Source organism: Ignavibacterium sp. (genome assembly GCF_025998815.1).
In the GTDB taxonomy this organism is placed as follows: Bacteria; Bacteroidota; Ignavibacteria; order Ignavibacteriales; family Ignavibacteriaceae; genus Ignavibacterium.
Genome location: NZ_AP026678.1, coordinates 2,801,059 through 2,822,876, shown reverse-complemented (window position 1 = coordinate 2,822,876; position 21,818 = coordinate 2,801,059). Strand labels below are relative to the sequence as shown.

Annotated in this window: 18 protein-coding genes; 10 read left to right on the top strand and 8 right to left on the bottom strand. The window is 34.4% G+C overall.

Going from position 1 to position 21,818, the window contains the following annotated elements:
• Nucleotide 1 precedes the first annotated feature (1 nt).
• From Q0X14_RS12205 to ispD, 9 genes are all read left to right on the top strand, one after another.
• Nucleotides 2–1,948 (top strand): T9SS type A sorting domain-containing protein, encoded by a 1,947-nt coding sequence (locus tag Q0X14_RS12205; protein ID WP_297838967.1) that lies wholly within the window; start codon nt 2–4, stop codon nt 1,946–1,948.
• Nucleotides 1,948–2,667: an MtnX-like HAD-IB family phosphatase gene (locus Q0X14_RS12200; RefSeq protein WP_297838964.1), complete on the top strand. Its 720-nt coding sequence runs from the start codon at nt 1,948–1,950 to the stop codon at nt 2,665–2,667. The genes Q0X14_RS12205 and Q0X14_RS12200 overlap by 1 nt, the downstream gene beginning before the upstream one ends.
• Nucleotide 2,668: 1 nt before the next feature.
• Nucleotides 2,669–3,256, top strand: a complete 588-nt coding sequence (locus Q0X14_RS12195; RefSeq protein ID WP_297838961.1) for an isoprenylcysteine carboxylmethyltransferase family protein — start codon at nt 2,669–2,671, stop codon at nt 3,254–3,256.
• An 11-nt stretch (nt 3,257–3,267) separates the two neighbouring features.
• Entirely contained in the window at nt 3,268–4,407 is a 1,140-nt protein-coding gene (gene lpxB, locus Q0X14_RS12190) for a lipid-A-disaccharide synthase (RefSeq protein ID WP_297838958.1), read from the top strand.
• Nucleotides 4,394–5,044, top strand: a complete 651-nt coding sequence (locus tag Q0X14_RS12185) for a lysophospholipid acyltransferase family protein (protein ID WP_297838956.1) — start codon at nt 4,394–4,396, stop codon at nt 5,042–5,044. The genes lpxB and Q0X14_RS12185 overlap by 14 nt, the downstream gene beginning before the upstream one ends.
• Before the next feature lie 9 nt (nt 5,045–5,053).
• Nucleotides 5,054–6,097 (top strand): tetraacyldisaccharide 4'-kinase, encoded by a 1,044-nt coding sequence (gene lpxK / locus Q0X14_RS12180; RefSeq protein ID WP_297844751.1) that lies wholly within the window; start codon nt 5,054–5,056, stop codon nt 6,095–6,097.
• Nucleotides 6,098–6,142: 45 nt separating this feature from the next.
• A complete protein-coding gene (gene ppdK / locus Q0X14_RS12175; RefSeq protein ID WP_297838953.1) occupies nt 6,143–8,962 on the top strand; it encodes a pyruvate, phosphate dikinase in 2,820 nt (939 codons plus the stop codon).
• A 72-nt stretch (nt 8,963–9,034) separates the two neighbouring features.
• Nucleotides 9,035–10,069 (top strand): tRNA preQ1(34) S-adenosylmethionine ribosyltransferase-isomerase QueA, encoded by a 1,035-nt coding sequence (gene queA, locus Q0X14_RS12170; protein WP_297838950.1) that lies wholly within the window; start codon nt 9,035–9,037, stop codon nt 10,067–10,069.
• 6 nt (nt 10,070–10,075) lie between these two features.
• Nucleotides 10,076–10,780 carry a 2-C-methyl-D-erythritol 4-phosphate cytidylyltransferase gene (gene ispD / locus Q0X14_RS12165; protein ID WP_297838947.1) on the top strand — a complete coding sequence of 235 codons (705 nt, stop codon included), beginning with the start codon at nt 10,076–10,078 and terminating at the stop codon, nt 10,778–10,780.
• 206 nt (nt 10,781–10,986) lie between these two features.
• Here the strand turns inward: ispD and Q0X14_RS12160 are convergent, their stop codons facing one another.
• The 8 genes from Q0X14_RS12160 to Q0X14_RS12125 form a co-directional block, all read right to left on the bottom strand.
• Nucleotides 10,987–11,625 carry a T9SS type A sorting domain-containing protein gene (locus tag Q0X14_RS12160; protein ID WP_297838945.1) on the bottom strand — a complete coding sequence of 213 codons (639 nt, stop codon included), beginning with the start codon at nt 11,623–11,625 and terminating at the stop codon, nt 10,987–10,989.
• Between the two features lie 111 nt (nt 11,626–11,736).
• On the bottom strand, nt 11,737–12,699 hold the full coding sequence (locus Q0X14_RS12155) for a hypothetical protein (RefSeq protein ID WP_297838943.1): 963 nt from the start codon (nt 12,697–12,699) through the stop codon (nt 11,737–11,739).
• A 12-nt stretch (nt 12,700–12,711) separates the two neighbouring features.
• Nucleotides 12,712–14,472, bottom strand: coding sequence for an FG-GAP-like repeat-containing protein (locus Q0X14_RS12150; protein ID WP_297838940.1), 1,761 nt, complete (start codon nt 14,470–14,472; stop codon nt 12,712–12,714).
• 216 nt (nt 14,473–14,688) lie between these two features.
• A complete protein-coding gene (locus tag Q0X14_RS12145; RefSeq protein WP_297838938.1) occupies nt 14,689–14,817 on the bottom strand; it encodes a hypothetical protein in 129 nt (42 codons plus the stop codon).
• Between the two features lie 258 nt (nt 14,818–15,075).
• Nucleotides 15,076–15,828, bottom strand: a complete 753-nt coding sequence (locus Q0X14_RS12140) for an NAD-dependent deacylase (RefSeq protein ID WP_297838936.1) — start codon at nt 15,826–15,828, stop codon at nt 15,076–15,078.
• Between the two features lie 202 nt (nt 15,829–16,030).
• Nucleotides 16,031–16,813: a tetratricopeptide repeat protein gene (locus tag Q0X14_RS12135; protein WP_297838934.1), complete on the bottom strand. Its 783-nt coding sequence runs from the start codon at nt 16,811–16,813 to the stop codon at nt 16,031–16,033.
• Between the two features lie 18 nt (nt 16,814–16,831).
• Nucleotides 16,832–17,833, bottom strand: a complete 1,002-nt coding sequence (locus Q0X14_RS12130) for an HD domain-containing protein (RefSeq protein ID WP_297838931.1) — start codon at nt 17,831–17,833, stop codon at nt 16,832–16,834.
• A 29-nt stretch (nt 17,834–17,862) separates the two neighbouring features.
• Nucleotides 17,863–19,416, bottom strand: a complete 1,554-nt coding sequence (locus Q0X14_RS12125) for an ATP-binding protein (protein WP_297838927.1) — start codon at nt 19,414–19,416, stop codon at nt 17,863–17,865.
• Between the two features lie 113 nt (nt 19,417–19,529).
• Between Q0X14_RS12125 and Q0X14_RS12120 the strand changes: the two genes are divergently transcribed.
• Nucleotides 19,530–21,812, top strand: a complete 2,283-nt coding sequence (locus Q0X14_RS12120) for a TonB-dependent receptor (protein WP_297838924.1) — start codon at nt 19,530–19,532, stop codon at nt 21,810–21,812.
• Nucleotides 21,813–21,818 lie beyond the last annotated feature (6 nt).

The following is a 21,818-nucleotide window of genomic DNA, read 5'->3' as shown; positions in this document are numbered from 1 at the left end:
GATGATAAAAAGAAAACATATCGCATTAAAATATTGGCTTGTCACTTTTATTCTTTTCGGCTCAATTTTTCTGAAAGCACAATGGGCTTATGATCCTTCAACTAATACAAAGCTTGTTGTAAATCCTTCAGATCCGATTAATATTTTTTCAGTTAGTGATAAAAAAGGTGGCGCATTCATAGTTTGGCAGGATACCAAACTACCACAGAAAACTGATGTGCTTTTTCTGCATGTTAACAAAGATGGTGAAACAAGTTTTCGCTCTGATGGAAAATCTGTTTCTCTTAGCCTTGAAAACAAATACGAACCTCAATCAGCTCTTCACAACTCAGGTGATTTGTTAATATTATGGAAAGAAAAAATTTCTGAGAACGCATCAGAGATTTTTATTCAGAGAGTTAACAACAAAGGATTAAGATTGTGGAGCGATTTCGGAGTTCAATTAACAAGACTGAATAAAGAAATAAAAGAATATTCTGTTGATGTTGATAAAGATGGTAATGCGACAATTCTTTTCATAACCAAAGAGAGCAACAATCCGGCGACATCAGTATATGTTGTTAAACTGAACTCATCGGGGAAAATTATTTCTGAACCACAAAAACTATTGAACTCTTCTGAAAGTAAAATAAGTGATTGTAAAATTTTATCAGTTACAGATAATCAGTACTTTATAAGCTGGCTTGAAACAAAGGAGAGTCGGGCTACTCTGTTTTATAGTAAAATAAATCTTAACAATGATTCGGTTTTAGTTCAGAAGAAAAATATTTCTAAACCGACTGAAAATGTTTTAAGCTTTGAATCTTCGCTTATTGGCAATGAACTTTATGTTATCTGGTATTCACACGAAAAACAAAAAAGTATTTATCATCAACTCATTTCTAACGATGCAAATTTTAAGTGGGGTTCTGCAGGGAAACTGGTTACAACAAAACGCGGACAGAATTCCAATCCACAATTCGCTTTTTCAAACAAAAATATTTTTGTCAGTTGGGTTAACGAATATGGTAATGACAAAAATATTTATGCACAGCTATTTGATTTCAACGGTAGTAAACAATGGAAAGATAATGGCGCAACTGTAATTGAATATGAAGGCGATCAGTTTGGACAGAAAGTAATTTACGATAACAGAGATAATTATATCATTGCCTGGATTGACAGAAGATTTACCAAACAATTTGGAAATATCTACGCACAGAAAATCAACTCAAATGGTGAACTGCAATGGACTAATAACGGTGTTGATCTTGGAACTTATACAAATTCGGAGAAAAGTTATTTAAATCTTTTACCTGATGATCACGGTGGTGCAATTGCGATTTTCAAAGACAAGCGTGAGAAGAAAAGTGAAATTTACGGACAGAAAATTTACTCAACCGGTACTTACGCCGGCCAAATTCTCGGATTGAAATGCGAACCCGAAGGTGATACAGTTAAAGTCTTTTGGTATGCTGCAAATGAAAATGATGATGTTGTTTATGAAGTTCAACGGAAGCTAAACTCAGAGGAAAACTGGCAAACTGTTGAAGAACTTAAAAAAGGAAATTCAGCAACTATAAATTATTATGAATACGAAGACTCTCCTGATTCAGAAGGTTTGATTTCATATCGTGTAATTCAAAAATCAAAAGGCAATCAGCAAATTTCAGAAGTTGTTACTTTAGAAATTGTAAAGGAAGAATCGGACTATGCTTTATTTCAGAATATTCCCAATCCGTTTTCCGAAACAACATCAATAAGTTTTATTCTGCCAAAAGAAGAATTTGTTGAAATAGAACTTTATGATGTTAGATTAAATCAGTTAGGTACGATTACACAAAAAACTTTTCCGGCAGGAAAAAATACAATTACATTCGATTCTAAAAGATTAAGTCCGGGTGTTTATTTCTACAAAATGAAAGCTGGTGATTTTGTTGCTGTAAAGAAAATGGTTGTAAGCAAGTAATGGATGGAAGTAAACTTAAAGTGTTTGTTGACTTTGATGGAACAATTACAACTGAAGATGTGGGCGATTCAATTTTCAGAAAGTTTGGTGAACCAAAATGGGTTGAAACAATTATTGAGGATTTACACAATGATAAAATTTCATCCAGAAAATGTTGGGATTTATTGTGTGCTTCGGTTAACAAGATTGATGAAAACGATTTAAACAAATTTATAGACGAAATGAAAGTTGAACCGACATTTAAACCATTTGTTAATTTCTGTGATGAAAATAAGATTGAATTGTTTGTATTGAGCGATGGATTTGATTACTACATCAAAAGGATTCTGGAGCGGGAAGGATTATCCAATCTGAAATTTTTTTCTAATAAACTTCGGCTTATTAGTGGAAAATTAATTCCTGAATATCCTTACTTTAATCCGGACTATCCCTCTTCAGCAAATCCAAAACAGAATCATATAATAAACAACAGCAGCGATGATGATTATACAATTTATATCGGTGACGGAAATTCAGATAAAGAAGCTTCTCAGTACTGTGATTACATCTTCGCAAAAAATAGTTTACTGAAATTCTGTGAGCGCGAAAGAATTTCATACTGGCCATTTAAAGATTTTAATGATGTCACAATAAGAATCAAAGAATTGCTTTCAAAAAAAAGATTAAAGAAAAGACATCAGGCACAAATAAAAAGAAAACACGCATACGAGGCAGAGTAAAATGAAAAAACTTGCAGAACTTTTTTTCAGATACAGAAGCTACACACCAATTCCTTTTTTAATTGTTATGATAATTTTTGAAAACGCTTCTGTTTCATCATTGATTTCCGGTTTTATAATAGCACTTATAGGTGAAGCAATACGACTTTGGGGCGTAAGTTGGGCTGGCAGTGAAACAAGAACAACAGGCAAAGTTGGTGGAACTTATCTTATTATCAGCGGACCTTTTGCTTATGTTCGCAATCCGCTTTATGTGGGAAATATTTTGATTTATCTCGGTCTCGGAATAATGTCCTATGCCCTTTTTCCCTATCTTCAGATTATCGCTATGCTGTTTTTTATAATTCAATATTATTTAATTGTAAAAGCCGAAGAAGAATATCTTTTCAGTACTTTCGGAGAGCAGTATAAAAAATATTTTAACAATGTTCCAAGATTTTTCCCGAGATTTACTCCGCATCGTGATAGCAGCGTTGAGCAACCTCCATTCAAAATTAAAGAAGGACTAAAATCCGAACGCAGAACTTTGCAGGCATTATTTGTTGTTTCGCTTTTAATACTAATTAAATATTACATAAGTAATTCATAAGATTAAATTAAATGTCAAAATCTGTTTTGATAATTGCTGGCGAAGCTTCGGGAGATTTACACGGTGCTGCTTTAGTTAAAGAGTTAAAAAAACTCAACTCCGAAATTAGTTTTTTCGGAATAGGTGGCAGCAGAATGAAAGAAGCAGGATTGGAATTAATTTATCATTCTGATAGAATGTCTTTTCTTGGATTTGTTGAAGTTGTAAAACATCTGCCATTTATAAAACGAGTTCAGAATCAATTGCTTGAAGAAGTAAAAATAAGACAGACAAAATTTGCAATACTTATTGATTATCCGGGATTCAATATCAGCATTGCAAAAAAATTAAAACAGCTTGGTGTTGAAATTTATTACTACATTTCACCTCAGGTTTGGGCTTGGGGAAAAGGTCGTGTTAAAAAGATTAAAAAACTTGTAAGGAAAATTTTTGTCGTCTTCCCTTTTGAAGAAAAATTTTACAAGGACAAAGGTGTTGATGCTGAGTTTGTTGGACATCCTTTGGTTCGTGAATTAAAAGAGTATAATTATCTTCACAAAGAAGAGATGATTAAGAAATTAGACTTACTGCCTGATAAAGAAATTTTATTACTTTTGCCCGGAAGCCGCAAACACGAAGTCAAAGATATTTTTCCACAGATTTATACCGCAGCGAAAAAAATTTCCGAAAATTTCAATCTGCAAATTGTCGTAGCTTGTGCTTCGTCTGTTGATGAATCGCTTTTGAGAGAAGTAGTACATAAAAATGATTACAAAATAGTAGCAGGTTACACTTACGATTTAATGAAACATTCAAAACTTGGGATAATAAAGTCCGGAACTTCAACACTCGAAGCAGGATTGCTTAATCTGCCAATGATTATCGTGTATAAGACAAGTCCATTAACTTATCTTATTGGTAAGACATTAGTTAAACTTGAGAATATCGGAATTGTAAACATCCTTCTTGGGAAAACTCTTCTTCCCGAGCTTATTCAAAATGATGTTACACCAGAAAAGATTTTCTCTGAAGCAAAAAATATTTTGACTGATTCTGCAAGGTATAACTCAATACGAAATGAACTAAATAGACTTTGGGAATTACTTGGAAACCAAAACGCAGCAGAAAACACTGCGAAAAAAATTTATCAATTGATGAATGAAAAAAGTTAAACAAAGTATTCTCAGACTTCTCGGAAATTTATTACTTAAATGGGCAATCAATTTATTGTGTAAAACTCTCAAGGTTGAAAAAGTAAATAAAGAAGTCATTGATAAATTAAAAGAACAAAATCAGAATTATGTTTTAGCATTCTGGCATTCAACGATGCTTCTTCCCTGGTTTGTTCACCGAAATGAAAACTTTGCTGCACTTACCAGTTTGAGTAAAGATGGTGATTTACTCGCAAGACAACTTAAAAGCTGGAACTATAAAGTTGTCAGAGGTTCGAGCAGTAAAGGCGGTGATGTTGCACTTGGAATTATGATTGATTTGGCAAAGAGTAAATATTCAGTTGCTATAACGCCAGATGGTCCAAGAGGTCCGGTTAGAAAATTCAAAGCCGGAGCGGTAATCACAGCCAAAAAATCCGGAATACCCGTTGTGCTCGCAGGAGTAGGTTTTCAAAAGAAAAGAAAGCTTAAAAGCTGGGATAGTTTTGAGGTACCAAAATTTTTCAGCAAAGCAAAAATTGTGTATTCTGAACCGATTTTCGTCAATTCTGAGCTTTCTTATGAGGAAACTTCAGAAATAATAAAAAAATGTGAGCAAATACTTAACGAACTGCAGGATTCTGCATTAAATTTGTGATTTAAAATGATGACTTTTTTGAAAATACTGCTGACACCGTTTGTTCCTGTTTACGCTTTGTTGGTTTCATTAAGAAATATGTTCTTTGATAAGTCTGTTTTCAAATCAACAAAAGTTAATGCTAAAGTAGTTTCGGTTGGAAATCTTACGATTGGTGGTTCAGGTAAAACTCCCTTTGTAATTTACTTGACTAATCTGCTTAAAAAATCAGGATACAAACCATCGGTTTTAAGCAGAGGTTATGGAAGAAAAACAAAAGGATATATTCTTGTTTCTAAAGAAGGCGAACCATTAATTGATGTTCAAAACTGCGGAGATGAAATTTACCAAACAGTAATTGAATGTAAAGTTCCGGCTGCAGTTTGTGAAGACCGTGTAGAAGGCGCGAAAAAATTACTAAGTGAAGTTGAATCAAACATAATTGTTCTTGATGATGGATTTCAGCACAGATGGATTGACAGGAATCTCGATATCGTTTTATTTGACCAAAAATTTCTTCTTGATAATTCTGCTTTCAATCAGTCTTTACTACCATTAGGAATAATGCGTGAAGGTTTCGGCTCACTTAAAAGAGCTGATGCGATTATAATAAACAGAAAATTCTGTAAAGAAATAAATAACAATTTGATTAGTAACTTTAGCAGATATCGGAAACCTGTATTTACAGCTTACTATAAAGCAATAAGTTTTGTTGATATGACCAGAAAGACTGAATACTCTCTTGAAGAATTTAACGGTCAGGAAAGTCTGGTTATTTCTGGTATTGCAAATCCAACATCATTTCTCACCATTCTTCAGGATGTTGGTGTAAGCACAAAAAATAAAATTGTATTCAGAGATCATAAAAATTATACATTAAAAGAAGTACAGAAAATCAGAAGAGAATTTTATCAGACTAATTCTCATTCAGTAGTAACAACAGAAAAAGATGCTGTTAAACTTCTTCAGTTCTCAAAAGAATTTGATGATATCGATATCTTCTATCTGAAGATAGCACTTTGTATGGATGATGAAGAATCCTTTAAGGAATATTTATCAGAAAAACTTAATTAATGTTTCCAGAAATATTGTAAATCTTTTTACGGAGGTAATGTAACAATGGCAAAAACGCAGAAATATGTGTACTTCTTCGGCGGTAAAAAAGCTGAAGGTAAAGCTGATATGAAAGCTTTACTCGGAGGTAAAGGTGCTAACCTCGCTGAAATGGTTAATATAGGTTTACCGGTTCCTGCCGGTTTTACTATCACAACCGAAGTTTGTACTTACTATTATAAAAACAACCACAAATATCCCAAAGAACTAAAAGCACAGGTTCTTGATGCTCTCAAAAAGGTTGAAAAAGAAATGGGTGCCGTTTTTGGCGATCCAAAAAATCCTTTGCTCGTTTCTGTTCGTTCCGGTGCAAGAGCTTCTATGCCAGGAATGATGGACACAATTCTTAATCTCGGATTGAATGATGTAACTGTTCAGGGACTTATCGAAAAAACAAGCAATCCAAGATTTGCTTACGATTCATACAGAAGATTTGTTCAAATGTATGGAGATGTTGTTCTTGGCTTAAAGCCAAAAGACAAACACGAACACGATCCTTTTGAAGTAATCATCGAAAACAAAAAGCATGCTAAAGGCGTTAAGCTTGATACAGAATTAACCGCCGATGATTTAAAAGAATTAGTTCACGAATTTAAAACTGCAATCAAAGAAAAAACCGGACACGATTTTCCGGATGATCCGATGGAACAACTTTGGGGTGCAATTGGTGCTGTATTCGGAAGCTGGATGAATGAAAGAGCAATTGTATATCGTAAACTGAACAACATTCCTGAATGGTGGGGAACTGCTGTTAATGTTCAGTCAATGGTATTTGGAAATATGGGAGAAGATTCAGGAACAGGTGTTGCATTTACTCGTGATCCTGCTACGGGAGAAAATGTTTTCTACGGTGAGTATCTGTTTAATGCGCAAGGTGAGGATGTTGTTGCTGGTATCAGAACTCCGCATCCGATTTCAGAACTTGCAAAAGAAAATCCTGCTTTATACAAACAACTTGATAATATCAGAAAAATCCTTGAAAAGCATTACAAGGATATGATGGATATTGAGTTCACAATTCAGCAAGGCAAATTATGGATGCTTCAGTGCCGTGTTGGAAAGAGAACCGGATTTGCAGCTATCAAAATGGCTGTTGATATGGTTAAGGAAAGATTGATTTCGAAAGAGGAAGCTATCTTAAGAATTGAACCAAATCAGCTTAATCAATTACTAAGACCAATTTTCGATTCTGAAGAAAAGAAAAAAGCAGTTGAGTCCGGAAGATTAATTGCAAAAGGATTAAATGCTGGTCCGGGCGCAGCATCTGGTAAAGTTGCGTTAAGTGCTCAGGATGCTGAAGAGATGGCTAAGAATGGTGACAAAGTAATTCTTGTAAGAATTGAAACCTCACCAGAAGATATTAAAGGAATGAATGCTGCTGAAGGTATTCTTACTGCAAGAGGCGGAATGACTTCTCACGCTGCACTTGTTGCGAGACAGATGGGTAAAGTTTGTGTTGCTGGTTGCGGAGCATTAAAAATCAACTATGCTGATCGTTCAATTACTGTTGAAGGCAGAGATGATGTTTTAATTAAAGAAGGTGATTACATTTCTATTGATGGATCAACCGGTGAAGTAATTCTTGGTAAGCTTGAAACCAAACCTTCAGAAGTAATTCAGGTGCTAATCACAAAAACACTCGATCCAAAAGATTCACCAACATTCCAGACTTATAACAGTCTGATGAATTGGGCTGATAGCATCAGAAGACTAAAAGTAAGAACAAATGCTGATCAACCTGATCAGGCATCAAATGCAATTGCTTTTGGTGCTGAAGGTATTGGACTTTGCCGAACAGAACATATGTTCTTTGGTGAAAACAGAATTATGTCAGTTAGAAAAATGATTGTCGCAGATACAGTTGAAGAAAGAAAAGCTGCACTTTCAGAATTACTTCCGCTTCAGAGAGAAGACTTCGAAGGAATATTCAGAGTGATGAAAGGATATCCGGTTACAATCAGAACACTTGATCCTCCATTACATGAATTCCTTCCTCATACAGAAAAAGAAATTAATGAACTTGCTCAGGCACTCGGAATTAGCTACGAAACTCTTAAAGCAAAGATTGACAGTTTACACGAATTCAATCCGATGCTTGGTTTCCGTGGTTGCCGACTTGGTGTTCTCTATCCTGAAATTACAGAGATGCAGGCAAGAGCAATTATTGAAGCTGCAATCAATGTAATGAATGAAGGTATAAAAGTTAAACCTGAAATAATGATTCCGCTGGTTGGTCATGTAAACGAATTCAAATTACAGGAAGATATTGTTAGAAGAGTTGCTGCAGAAGTAATGCAGGAAAAAGGAAAGAAGATTGACTATCTCGTCGGAACAATGATTGAGTTGCCTCGTGCTGCTGTTACTGCTGATGAAATTGCAACAAGAGCAGAGTTCTTCAGCTTTGGAACTAATGACCTTACACAAACTACTTTCGGATTATCAAGAGATGATGCAGGTAAATTCCTTCCATTATATGTTCAACAGGAAATTCTACCAGCAGATCCTTTCGAAACAATTGATCAGCAAGGTGTTGGTAAATTGGTCGAAATGGGAACAAAGCTTGGTCGCTCAAGCAGACCAAATCTGAAAGTTGGAATTTGCGGTGAGCATGGTGGTGAACCTGCTTCTGTTGAATTCTGTCATAGAACCGGATTGGATTATGTAAGTTGTTCACCTTTCCGAGTTCCTATTGCAAGACTTGCTGCGGCTCGTGCAGTTTTGAACGAAAGAACTACTAAGACGACTAAATCAAAAGCTGCTGCAAAACCAAAAGCAAAGTCTGCTAGCAAAACAAAAGCTAAAGCAAAAAAGAAAAGCACAAAATAAGTAAGAGAAAATTAGCAGGCGGGAACATCTCTCGCCTGCCATTTAATAACAAAAATAAGATAAGGTGATCGTATGAAATTATCAGATTTCAGTTATAACTTGCCCAAGAATCAGATAGCGAAATATCCCGTTTCACCAAGGGATAAAGCAAAGTTACTGGTTCTTGACCGTAAAACTGGCGAAATGCAAGACAAGCATTTTTATGATGTAGTTGATTATATGGAAAAAGGTGATGTGCTTGTCGTTAATGAAACTAAAGTATTTCAGGCAAGACTATATGGAAAGAAGGAAAAGACCAATGCTAAAATAGAAGTTTTCCTCTTGAGAGAGTTAAACAAGGAAGATTGTATATGGGATGTAATTGTTGATCCGGCTCGTAAGGTTCGAATTGGTAATAAAATTTATTTTGATGATAATCTCTGGTGCGAAATTATTGATAACACTACTTCAAGAGGAAGAACTGTAAGATTTAATCAACCCGGAAAAGTTTTTCAGATGATTGAAAAAATTGGTTTGACTCCTCTTCCACCATACATCAAACGCGACCCTGAACCAAGTGATAAACAAAATTATCAGACAGTTTATGCTAAAGTTGATGGTTCAGTTGCCGCACCAACAGCAGGATTACACTTCACAGAAAAACTTTTACAAAAAATAGAAAAGAAAGGGATTCATATCGTTCCTGTAATTCTTCATATAGGTTTGGGAACATTCAGACCAGTTGAAGTTGAAGATTTAACAAAACACAGAATGGATTCTGAATATTATGAAATACCTGAAAAGTCTGCTGAAATTATTAACAAAGCATTAAGAGAAAAAAATAATGTCTTTGTTGTTGGAACTAGCACATGTCGTGCTTTGGAAACAAGTACAACCGCAGAAGGATTTGTAAAACCTGCTCGTGGCTGGACAGATAAATTCATCTATCCACCTTATACTTTCAAGGTTACTCAGAAACTAATAACGAATTTCCATGCTTCTGAATCGACATTGCTTTTGCTTGTTGCAGCGTTTGCCGGAACAGATTTGATAATGAAAGCATATAAGTATGCTGTAAAGAATAAATACAGATTCCTGAGTTACGGCGATGCAATGTTAATTTTGTAAAATGATATGAGCGTTATTGCTATTATTCCCGCTGGTGGAAAAGGTTTAAGAGCTGGCAATGTTGATAAAAAAGGCATTGCCACTCCTAAACAATATCTAAGAATCAACAACAAAGAACTGATAGCTTACACATTAGAAACCTTCCAGAAAAATAAACTGATTAATCGAATAATTATTGCCGCAGAACCAAACTATTTTGATTTACTAATAAGAATCATCAATAAATATAAATTCACTAAAGTTAAACTTATTGTTGAAGGCGGAGAAACAAGGCAACATTCGGTTTATAATGCATTACTTTCCTCAGATGCTAATGATAATGATTTAATTGTTGTACACGATGCTGCAAGGGCACTACTTCCTGATGCTGTCTTAACAAATTCTATAAAAGTTGCAAAAGAGAAAGGTAACGCACTTGTTTGTATAAAAGCAAAAGAGACTTTGATAAAGGCACATAAATTTGTTGATGATTATCTGAATCGAGACGAAGTTTATTATGTTCAGACTCCGCAGATATTCAAATACAAAGACTTGTTGAAAGCCATGAACAAAGCATTCAGAGAAAATTTCATTGGAACAGATGAATCAATGCTTGTTCAGAGAATCGGAAAGAAAATTAATATTGTTGAAGGTTCAGTATTTAATTTTAAGATAACCACACCAGAAGATATTGAGTTATATGAAAGATTGGTTAAAAATTCTAATAATTAAATCCATTCGAAGAATAATCACAGATAAGATTTAGATATGTCTAAAGTATAAGATTTGTTATTTGACTCGAATATCAACTCCAGCATTTTGATAGAAACCTCCTTATAATACAAGCAAATTACAAGACGATTACAGGTTGTAGAGACTTGCCATGGCAAGTCTCTACATTCAGTGATTCAATTAATGTGTAAAGTTATTCATTTGAACTATTTCGTTAATAACATTTTCTTGTTTTGTACAAATTCACCAGCTTGCAGCTTGTAGATATAAACTCCGCTTGGAAGATTTGACGCATTAAATTCAATTTCATAATTTCCTGCTTCTCTGTACTCATCTACTAATGTGGCCACTTCCCTTCCCAACACATCATAAACTTTTAGTGTTTGCCAACTGCCTACTGGCGACTGCCAACTGATCTTTGTTGATGGATTGAATGGGTTTGGGTAGTTTTCCATTAATTTGAATTCTCCTGAATTTATTGCTGTAATATCTTTACCTAAAAATTCTGCTCTCGTTGTCACTCCGACACTAAAATCTGAATAGTGGTTCCCTATATCTTTTGCTCTTATTTTATATGTTAATGTAAAATCTCCTGCACCCGGTGCATACAAATAATCATTATCAACAAAATAATTATTTGTTGTTGTCCCGATGTTTTGCCATACTCCACCCAGTTCAGCAACTTTTCTCCATACTTCATAAAAAGAAATATCTGCTTCATTATTTCTTGTCCAGCTTACTCTTACTTTATTATTTCCCGGATTTGCACTTAGCTGTGGGTTCTGTGGTGCCAGTGGTGCTGCATCGTATTGTTTGTACCTTAAAAAATTATCGCTGCCTCTCATAAATGTAAGAAATAAATCATTCGATACGCTTGTAAATCCAACATTTCTTCCATAGCTTGGATCAGTATCAAGAAGGATTGGGCTTGTCCAGATTGAACCATTAAAAGACCTTTAAGCCAAGCCAAAGTTGGGTTCAACATATTCCGGATAATAAATAAGATGAACATTATCATTTGTCGTTTTTGTAAGATTAAAGGCATTACCTGATTCTTCAATTGAATAAGCAAGCGTTGATGGACTTGACCAAGTTGTTCCCGTAACACTTCTTGTTCTGTACAATAAATCATTTCTAATTAATCCACCTACATTTACCCACTTTGCATAAAACATAAACAAAGTGTTTCCTCTAACCAACAATTTTTCCTTAACTGTTTCTTCCGAGCCAGAAACAACAGGCTGAGGAGTTTGCCAAACACCATCAAGTCTGTCTCTTGTTACAGCATTACCAGGAACCCAGGGATCATCATAATATGATGTGTTGAAAGAGACGTGAACCCTACCAGCCGAAAATGAAACCGAAGGACGACCACCGAATTGTGCTAAACTGTGGTCAGTTACATTTTTGAATTCTACCCATTGGTTGTTTGATGGATCTAATCTATAATAATAAGTTTCAAAGTTCGGGTAATTATCTCTAGTAGCCCATACAATATGAACTCCAAGTTGATCCTGATATTCAGCATCAACACCGTTACAAAGATTTGTCGTTGTATTAATATTATAAGGCAAATTACTCCAGCTTGTACCACCATTTGTTGAATATTTCCCTTTGATGTTGTTGCTTGTTTTATATAGGGCATAAATTATATTGTTTGAAGCAACAATGTTTGGGAAATCCCCGTTGGCTTCCATTGTATATGTTTTATTTACGTCTACAATTCCTGATGAATTGAGATAAAAATATACTATGTTTCCATTTGTTCTTTTAATTAGGACGTGAATGCCCGAAGCATTTGCAGCTAAATCCATTTTTTCAAGATTTGGTTCATTAATGGAAGTCATAACTGTGCCGTTCCATCCTTGTGCTAACGCAAAGGAACAGAATAAAGCAAAAAAGAAAAATATCTTTTTCATTTTTTAATTCCTTTATTTTAATAAAACTGTTTTTATTGTCTGCCGATAGTTACCGGCTGTCATTTGAATGAGGTAAACACCTCCGGGGAGTATGTTTCCTTCATTGTCTTTCCCGTCCCATTGAATTTTATGTTCTCCGGATGGAAGAGTTTTTTCTAACAGCAGTTTTATTTCTTTCCCTAAAATGTCATAAACTTTTATTGAAACATTTTCTGTTTTATTTAAACTAAACTTAATATTAGTTTCAGGATTAAAAGGATTCGGGTAGTTTTGATGCAACATTATATTCGATGGAAATATTTCATCATTCTTAACACTGGTCGTGCTATCAGGTTTATATATTTTAGTTAAATACCTACCAATTGTTGATTGACCCTCTATAATATGATACATTGAAATCAGAATTTCATATTTGTCAGTACTTTGCAGGTCATACATTATTGCTCCCATATAAACCTGATATTCTTCCTCTGTATTAAGTTCATTTTGCTTAATGTAATAAACCCCATAAGTATGATGATTTTTACTTCCATTGAACTTAAGAATCAGGAAATTATCATCAATGCACACAGCAACCTCTTCAGTTCCATTATTATCAACATCAATTGCCTGCATATTACCCGCATAGAAAGACATTATCCCAACAAGATCAATCCTTCCAACTGCTTGATAACTGTTCTCTCCATATGTTTCAAATATTGTTATCCTTGTTGTGCCTATACCGTTATAGTAAGCATCAGCTAAGACCCAGAACTCCGGCTTTCCGTTTTTATCAATGTCATTTGTCCAGGTATGAACATAAGCATTATTGCTTTCTACACTTCCCTGCCAAACATCGGAATATTGGTTATCACCTTCATTCTCAATTACGAAAACCTTTCCTCTGACAGTGCTGAATACAATATCTGTTTTTCCATCGAGGTCAAAATCTCCGACTGAATAACCGCCTATACCAAGGTCAATTGGATCGGGTACTTGAAAGTGATAAACAGAATCAAAATTATTTATTATGGGATTATACTCAAAGATGTAAACATTCGATGCCTTATCAAATACTAAATCAGTTTGCTGATCGCCATCAAAATCTCCCAAAGTAGGATCATCGAGTTGATAGGGCAGATCAGGATTAAATATAAAATTCAAGTTCGTTGCTAAAGATGTGTCAAAAGGTTTTGAGTAAAATCTCTGTTCATATGGTGTCAAAATGGAGGGTGTAAAATGAACTTCCTTTTTCCCGTCTCGATTTACATCATAAATATTTCGAATGTGTACAACAGTATCGTATTGAAATATCTCATAAAATATTTCAAAATTATTTAATTCATAAACTGTTACAGGTTCTGCCAAATCAGAAGATGAAAAATATTTTCTAGCGCCGTACAATTCTTGTTTACCATTATTATTAACGTCATCTATCCTTAAATAATCATACTGCAAATTGCTTATAGGCACTTCCTGCCAGAAAATGTATTTCTGGTAATAAAGTGTTGTATCAATTGTCGTAAGGTCTATTATTGTGCTGTCAAAGGTTGGGGAGTAAGTAGGTTGGTTGCGGGTCGCGTGTGGTTGGTAGTCAGCAATATTCTTTAGTATTGTTTTGCCCTCCGGAAATTCTATTTTTATTATGTCCTTTTCTACTTCGGTTACTTTTACTCCTTCTCTTTGTTTCAACCTCTGTAGTTTTTCTTCTCTCGTATTATATTTTGTTTGAGAGTAAGTTAAACCAACCGTAGCAGCTACTAATAAACTTAAGACTAAAATTCTATTTAACATCTTTTTTACCTATTTGTTTTTTACTTAGGGAAAGAAATAATTACTGTGTTTTTAATGTCATACTTCGACAATCCTGCCTACCGTCAAGCGGGCTCAGTATGATAATAGATTTTCTTACGCTATGTAAAACCCGTTGTAAAAGATTTTTCATATTTGCTGCAGAAGATATTGGGGAAGTTGTTTTTGTTGTGTTTGTTTTCAGAAGCATTGTATGCTTCATAAAGCTCTGTGTTGTTCTGAGTCGCATACTCTATCCATTCCCGCTCCGCCCAACAGAGAGAGAGAGAGAGAGTAAAACCGTGCCAGAATAATTTTCAGAAACTTCTGATTAAATATTCTTGTCATAGCGAGCCTCCTGCCTGACGGCAAAGCAGAAGTGAAATTTCTAAAGCTAATTAAATTCAAAGACTCTTCACTTCGTTCAGAGTGACAGATGAGTAATACTTTAGTTATCTTTTTTAATAACTTCCAGTAATAAACAGGAATGATTTTCGTGCTAAATATTCCCACCGGTCACCCATTAAAAAATCTCTAACCCAAATAGCAAAAAATTTTTCTTAATGTCAAGTTAAACTTTTATGAAAATTCAGAGTTAAGATTCTGTCAAATATTACCTTTCAACTTTTTTACATTCTCAAGTATTGCAGGCAATACTTTTCCTGCTTCGCCAAAGAATGAAATGTCTGCAATTGATGATACTTCTGTTTCTTCGATGTTCACTTCCACAATGTATGAACCAGCTCGTTTGGCAGTATAAACTAATCCTGCAGCAGGGTAAACTACTGCAGAAGTTCCAACAACAAAAAATATATCTGAATTGATTGCTGCTTTTTCACTTGCTTCCAGTTGATCAGCTGGAAGGAATTCACCAAACCAGACAACATCAGGACGAATCAATCCTCCGCATTTACATTTGGGAACGCCTTCTGAAAAATCTAATTCTTCGTTATAAAATGTTCGGCAATTGATGCAATAATTTCTTTCAATGTTTCCGTGAAGTTCATAAATTTTATTGCTTCCTGCACGACGATGAAGATTATCAATATTCTGTGTTACGACTGTTACATCATTAAAGTACTTTTCAAATTCAGCAATGGCAATATGTCCGGCGTTTGGTTTCGATTCGTGTATAATTTTTTTTCTGTGATTGTACCATTCCCAAACCATTTGCGGATTTCGTAAAAAGGCATTGAAGTTTGCGAGTTCTTCAGGTTTGAGTTTATTCCAGATACCATCTTTACCACGAAAAGTTGGAATCCCCGACTCAGCAGAAATTCCTGCGCCACTAAAGAATACTAACTTTTCAGAGCCGGATAGTTTGTCAATAAAATCAGTTGTTAATTTTATATCAGACATTGTTTGGTGAGATAAATTTTAATAATAAACTAATTAAAAATTGAGCTGTCCAAAAAGAAGAACATTGTCATAATGACCCGTTGACTAACAGATGTCGAAACCTGGCGTTTTGAATTCTATTCACACTTCGACAGGCTCAGTGTGACATAGAAAAAACTTATTGGACAGCTCAATAGCTTTTGCGAAATTAAATTTAAAATTACTATTCGTTTTTAATTTTTTCGTAAAGTTGTTTTGCTTCTTCCAAAACTTTATTATCATCTTCGTCGGCAACCGGCGCTTTTTCAATTTTCAGTAATAAATCTTTTGCTTTTGTATACTCATCTTCTTCCACATAAGCTTTTGCAAGTTCGAGCATAAACATTCGGAAATTCGGTCGCAGTTTATTAGCAGTTTCTAAAAGTTGAACAGCTTTTTCAGTATCACCCCAACCTAATCCGAGTGGGAGACGAACAAGGTAAGGTTTTTCACAAACTTTCAAATGAGTCCTGCCCAATACATAATGAGCTAATGCCTGGACATAATTTCCACCGTTTCCAAGTTGAATTGCTTTTTCACAATCTGACTTTACATCTTTAACAGTTCCAATTGCAGAAAAGACTCCTTCGAAAAGAGCAATTCTTCCATTAGCTATTGCCCTTCTTACATAAGTTATTGCCTGATTAGGTGCCATCTTTACGGCTTTATCTGCATACTCAAATGCTTTTTTATAATATTCGAGTTGAGTATCCTTCTCTTTATCAGTTTTATCGGGTAAATGTTCGCCAATATCAATATAAGCCCGGCTTAATCGCCAGTAAACTTCGTAATTGTTCGGGAAAAGTTTATCTGCTTTTAAATAAACTTCGAGCGCTTTTTGATTTTCGAACTGCGATACAAGATTGTCCCCCTCTTTTAATAGCTCTTCTAATGTTTGTGGAAAAATCAGAGAAGAGCAAAATACAACAAGAATTAACAGCAAAGTTTTGTAATTGAAGGGATTCATAATTTATCCTTTTATTAGTTAGTCAAATAAGGTTTTGTTAGTTAAATCTGAAAAATCTTCCAGATCGTGACTATATAAATCTGTTCCTGCAAGATTTATAAATCTTGTCCATTTACTATTCTGTTTAATTTCCGCTTGCAAAGTTAATTTGTATGCATTCACTTTTGCACTTAGTTCATCGGCATGGTAAAGTGTTATTGCTTCAAGTGTTTTGGGAACAACAGGAGAAGCGTGTTCAAGTTTTCCCTGATGACTTAATATCAGATGAAGCAAATTAATTTTTAGCTCTTCCGGAAAATCTTTTATTTTTTTTATTTCCTCATCAACTATCATAGAAGCAATTACAATATGTCCAAGCAGTTTTCCTTTATCCGTGTATTCAAAAGCTGAATCAAAACTTAATTCTTCAATTTTACCGAAATCGTGCAACATCGCTCCGGCAATTAACAAATCTCTGTTAAGCTCCGGATGAATGTCACACATCAAATCACATATCTTAATTATTTCGAGAGTATGTTCAATTAGTCCGCTAATGTAGCTATGATGCCAAAGTTTTCCTGCCGGAGCAGTAGTGTATTTTTCAAATCTTTCATTAGAAAAAATATTTTTAATAAGTCTGTTCAGGTGAGGATTAGATATTTTTTTTATCCGGTTTGTGAATTCTGTTTTCATCTCATCAAGATCACGATGAGACCTTGGAATGAAATCCAGAGGAGTAACATTATCTTCTTCTTTGGCAAGTCTTATTTCCGAAATTTTTATTTGTGGTGCACCCTGATACTCATCAAGCTGACCTTTTACCTTAACTACAGTACCTGTGTTAATATTGCTTTTTATGTTTTGGAAATTTTTTACATCGTCCCACAGATTTGACTGAACTGAAAGAGATTTATCACCCAGCTCCAATGCTATGTACTCTTTATTCTGTTTGGTTAATCTCAAATCACTTCTTTTAACTAACAAAAAATGATTTATTATATCACCTTTTGATAACGAAGCTAGTTCTGGTTGATCAAGCATTTTTCAAAATCCTATTGTTAAAGATCAAACTAATTAATACACAATGAAATATTTTCAGTAAGCTTATCTGGGTCAACAGGTTTAGTTAGAATAATTTTAACACCAATTTCCTGATAAGATTTAATTACATCTTCATCATAAGAATTTATAAGTGCTATAACCGGAGTATTAAACCTCTTATCACCACGAATGATAGATTTAATAAACTGAACTCCATTCATCAACGGTAACTCGTGAGAAGAAATAATCACCGAAGGATGTTGTCTCAGAACATAATTTATCGCTTCAAAACCATTATCAGCACCATAGACTTTAAATTGTGGGAATTGCTCTTTAATCATTCTTTCAAATCTGAAATAATCTTCCTTATTATTTTCTACAAGAAGAATACTATTCTCAGCACTCGGGACTGTAAAATGGAATTCACTCCCTTTACCTTCTTTCGAATAAAACCACACTTGCCCACCGTGTCGCTCAACAATTTCACGAACGAGCGATAAACCAAGACCCGTTCCTTTTTCCCCTTTCGTTCCGCGTGTTGAGAACAGCTTTTCAAACTTGAAAATTTTGGATTGATTGGATTCGGGAATTCCAACACCTTCATCAATTACAACGAACTCAACCATTTCCTGATTAAATCTGTCAACTGTTATTGACACCGATTTCCCTTCAGTTGAAAACTTTATTGCGTTACTAACAAGGTTTGTTAATGCCTGCAGAATTAATCTTTCATCCGCTTCGATGTAAATGGATTCGGGAACATTGGATTTTATTTCAATATTTTTTCTGATTGCATTGCCTGTAAGATTTGAGATACAGTTGAAAACTATTGACTGCGCCTGAATTCTTTGTGGAGCAGGATTTAACCTGCCAATTTGCATATTCGACCAATCGAGAAGATAATTAATCAGTTGTAGCTGATTAGAAGCAGAATCGTGAATGAAGTTAAGATATTCATTCCTATCGTTTTCATTAAGATTGGGATCGTTCATTAATACTTCGGTAAAACCGAGAATGCTGGAGAATGGTGCACGCAAATCGTGTGAAAGCACAGAAAGAAAATTATCTCTTGTAAAAATTTTATTTTGTTTATCCTCTACAGATTTTAAGAGTTCGTTCTCTCTTTCTTTAAATTCTGTGATATCAATTAAAGATGCTTTAAGAAACAAAATACCGTTCACATTTTTATACTGAACAACTTTTTCTTTAAGCCAAAGTATTTTATTGTCTTTACTTTTAATTCTGAAATTGTGTTCGAAGAAATTTGTTTTTCTTAAAGGAGACAGAGAATCGTAAGCTTTGTTGTATGCCGGAACATCTTCTCTTACGACTAATGATTTAAGTCCTTCAGGTAATGCCTGTATTTGCTCGCCACTATAGCCAATAACTTTTTTAATGTTACTTGAGTAAATACTGAATGTATCTTTACCATATTTTACACCGCTCCACCAAAATACATCTTCAAATTCTTCGGGAATTGTAGGAAGCACTTCTTTGAGCTGATTAGTATAAGTACTAAGGTGGCTTAGATTAAGATTATCAGTAAGATCATTAGATTTAATTGTATTTTTGCTCTTGTTCATTGCACTTTGTAAATATGCCTCGTAAATATAACAATAAAACAAAAACAGTGTTAAATGAACTTTATACTGATAAAATTGTTTAAAAATTGGAGTTAAAATTTTATTCAAGGAAGATGAAATACATTAAAATTTATTTGGTTATACTTTTATCATCAGCAAATATTTTTGCTCAAAATGGTTCCGGAGAAATCGTTGGTTCCGTTATTGATGCAGTGACCAGACAACCTCTTATCGGGGCAAATGTAATAATATTAGGAACCAATTTTGGTGCAGCGACTGATATCAACGGGAAGTATTCAATTAAAAATGTTCCCGCAGAAATGTATCAGTTGAGAGCTTCAGTAATTGGATACAATAACAGAGTGAAAACTGATGTAATGGTTCAACCGGGAAAACAAACTCAGGTTGATTTTGAACTATCTCCACAGGCAATTGAAATTGAAAATGTCGTAGTCACTGCAGATTATTTTGGCAAAAATATTCTTGAACCAACAAGTGTTAGAAATTTCAGTTATGAAGAATTGAGAAGAAGCCCCGGTGGTTTTGAAGATGTAATAAGAGCACTGTCTGTTCTTCCCGGAGTTGCACAGGCTGATGCAGGAAGAAACGATTTAATTGTTCGTGGCGGAGCTCCATCTGAAAATCTTTACCTTGTTGACGGAATTGAAGTACCAAACATTAACCATTTTGGAACTCAGGGCGCAACAGGCGGACCTTTAAGTTATATCAATCTTGATTTTGTGAAAGAAACATCATTTTCAACAGGTGGATTTCCTGTTTTGTATGGTGATAAACTTTCTTCAGTATTAAAAATAAATCTTCGTAATGGAAGAACCGACCGCATTGGTGGCAAAGCTACAATTTCAGCTTCACAATTCGGATTAAATGCCGAAGGACCATTGTTCAATGACAAATCATCTTTCATATTTTCTGCAAGAAGAAGTTATCTCGATTTTATTTTTAAGTCTGCCGGATTTTCATTTGTCCCTGAATATTACGATGTGTTAACAAAAGCAGATTACAAACTCGATAACACAAATTCATTCTCTTTCCTGTTTGTTAGTGCTTTTAACAATGTAAATTTCTTTAACGATGATGCTGATAAGAGATATGACAATTCCAGAATATTAGGCAGTGATCAAATACAATATTTTACCGGATTCAGTTATCAGCGACTTTTCAGCAATGGCTTTATGAATTTATCAATAGGCAGAAATTATACGGACTACGACACACAACAGAGTGATTCATTGTTAAATCCGATATTTAAGAACAAATCCAAGGAGGAAGAAAATAATCTAAGATTAGATGTCGTTCATAAATTTTCTTCCGTTACTGAAATGAATTTTGGTGTAACTGCCAAGCTGATTGAGTTTGATGCTGATATACTTTTCCCAACATTCATTACTTCATTTGGTGATTCATTACCAATTACTTCACTTAGCAAGTCAGAAAATTTCTTCAAAGGTGCATCTTATCTTAATTTTAATTTTCTATTGATGAAAAGACTCACAACTAATCTCGGAGTAAGAGCAGATTACTTTAATGCGATAAAAAACAAATTTTATTTCAGTCCAAGATTTTCTGCTTCTTATATGCTAACACCTATCACAAACCTGAATTTCAGCACAGGCATATATTATCAAACTCCGTCATACATCTGGTTGATTGCAGATGAAAAAAACCGCGAACTTAAAAATGTAAGAGTGAACCAATATGTACTTGGTTTTGATCATCAGTTAAATGAAGATGCTCTTCTTAAAGTTGAAGGATTTTATAAAGATTATTCTGATTATCCGACAAGTCTTGTGAGACCATACCTTGTATTAGCAAATACCGGCGCTGGTTTTTCAGGAAGTGATGATAATTTTTCTTCATTCGGATTGGAACCCTTGGTAAGTAATGGTTATGGTAAATCTCGCGGGGTTGAATTATCTGTGCAGAAAAAACTTTCTAACACCCCTTACTATGGAATTTTAAGTTTAACCTACAGCAAAACTGATTTTACATCTTTAGATGGAATTGAAAGAGACGGAACTTATGATCAAAACTGGATTTTCAATTTAAGCGGTGGTTATAAGATTGATAAGTATTGGGAAGTTAGTACAAAATTCCGTTTTGCTTCCGGAAGACCTTATACACCGTATCAACTTGATGGCAGCCAGTTAGTTTCTGATTACAACAGCAGAAGATTAAAGTCAGCTCATAGTCTTGATATAAGAGTTGATAAAAGATGGTTCTTCAGTGGTTGGACATTAATTACTTACATTGATGTTCAGAATGTCTACAACAGAAAAAATCCGAGCGGAATTCGTTGGGACAGACGAGAACAACGAATTGATGAATCAGCTTCCATTGGAATTTTACCTTCAATAGGAATTAGTGCTGAGTTTTAATGTCAA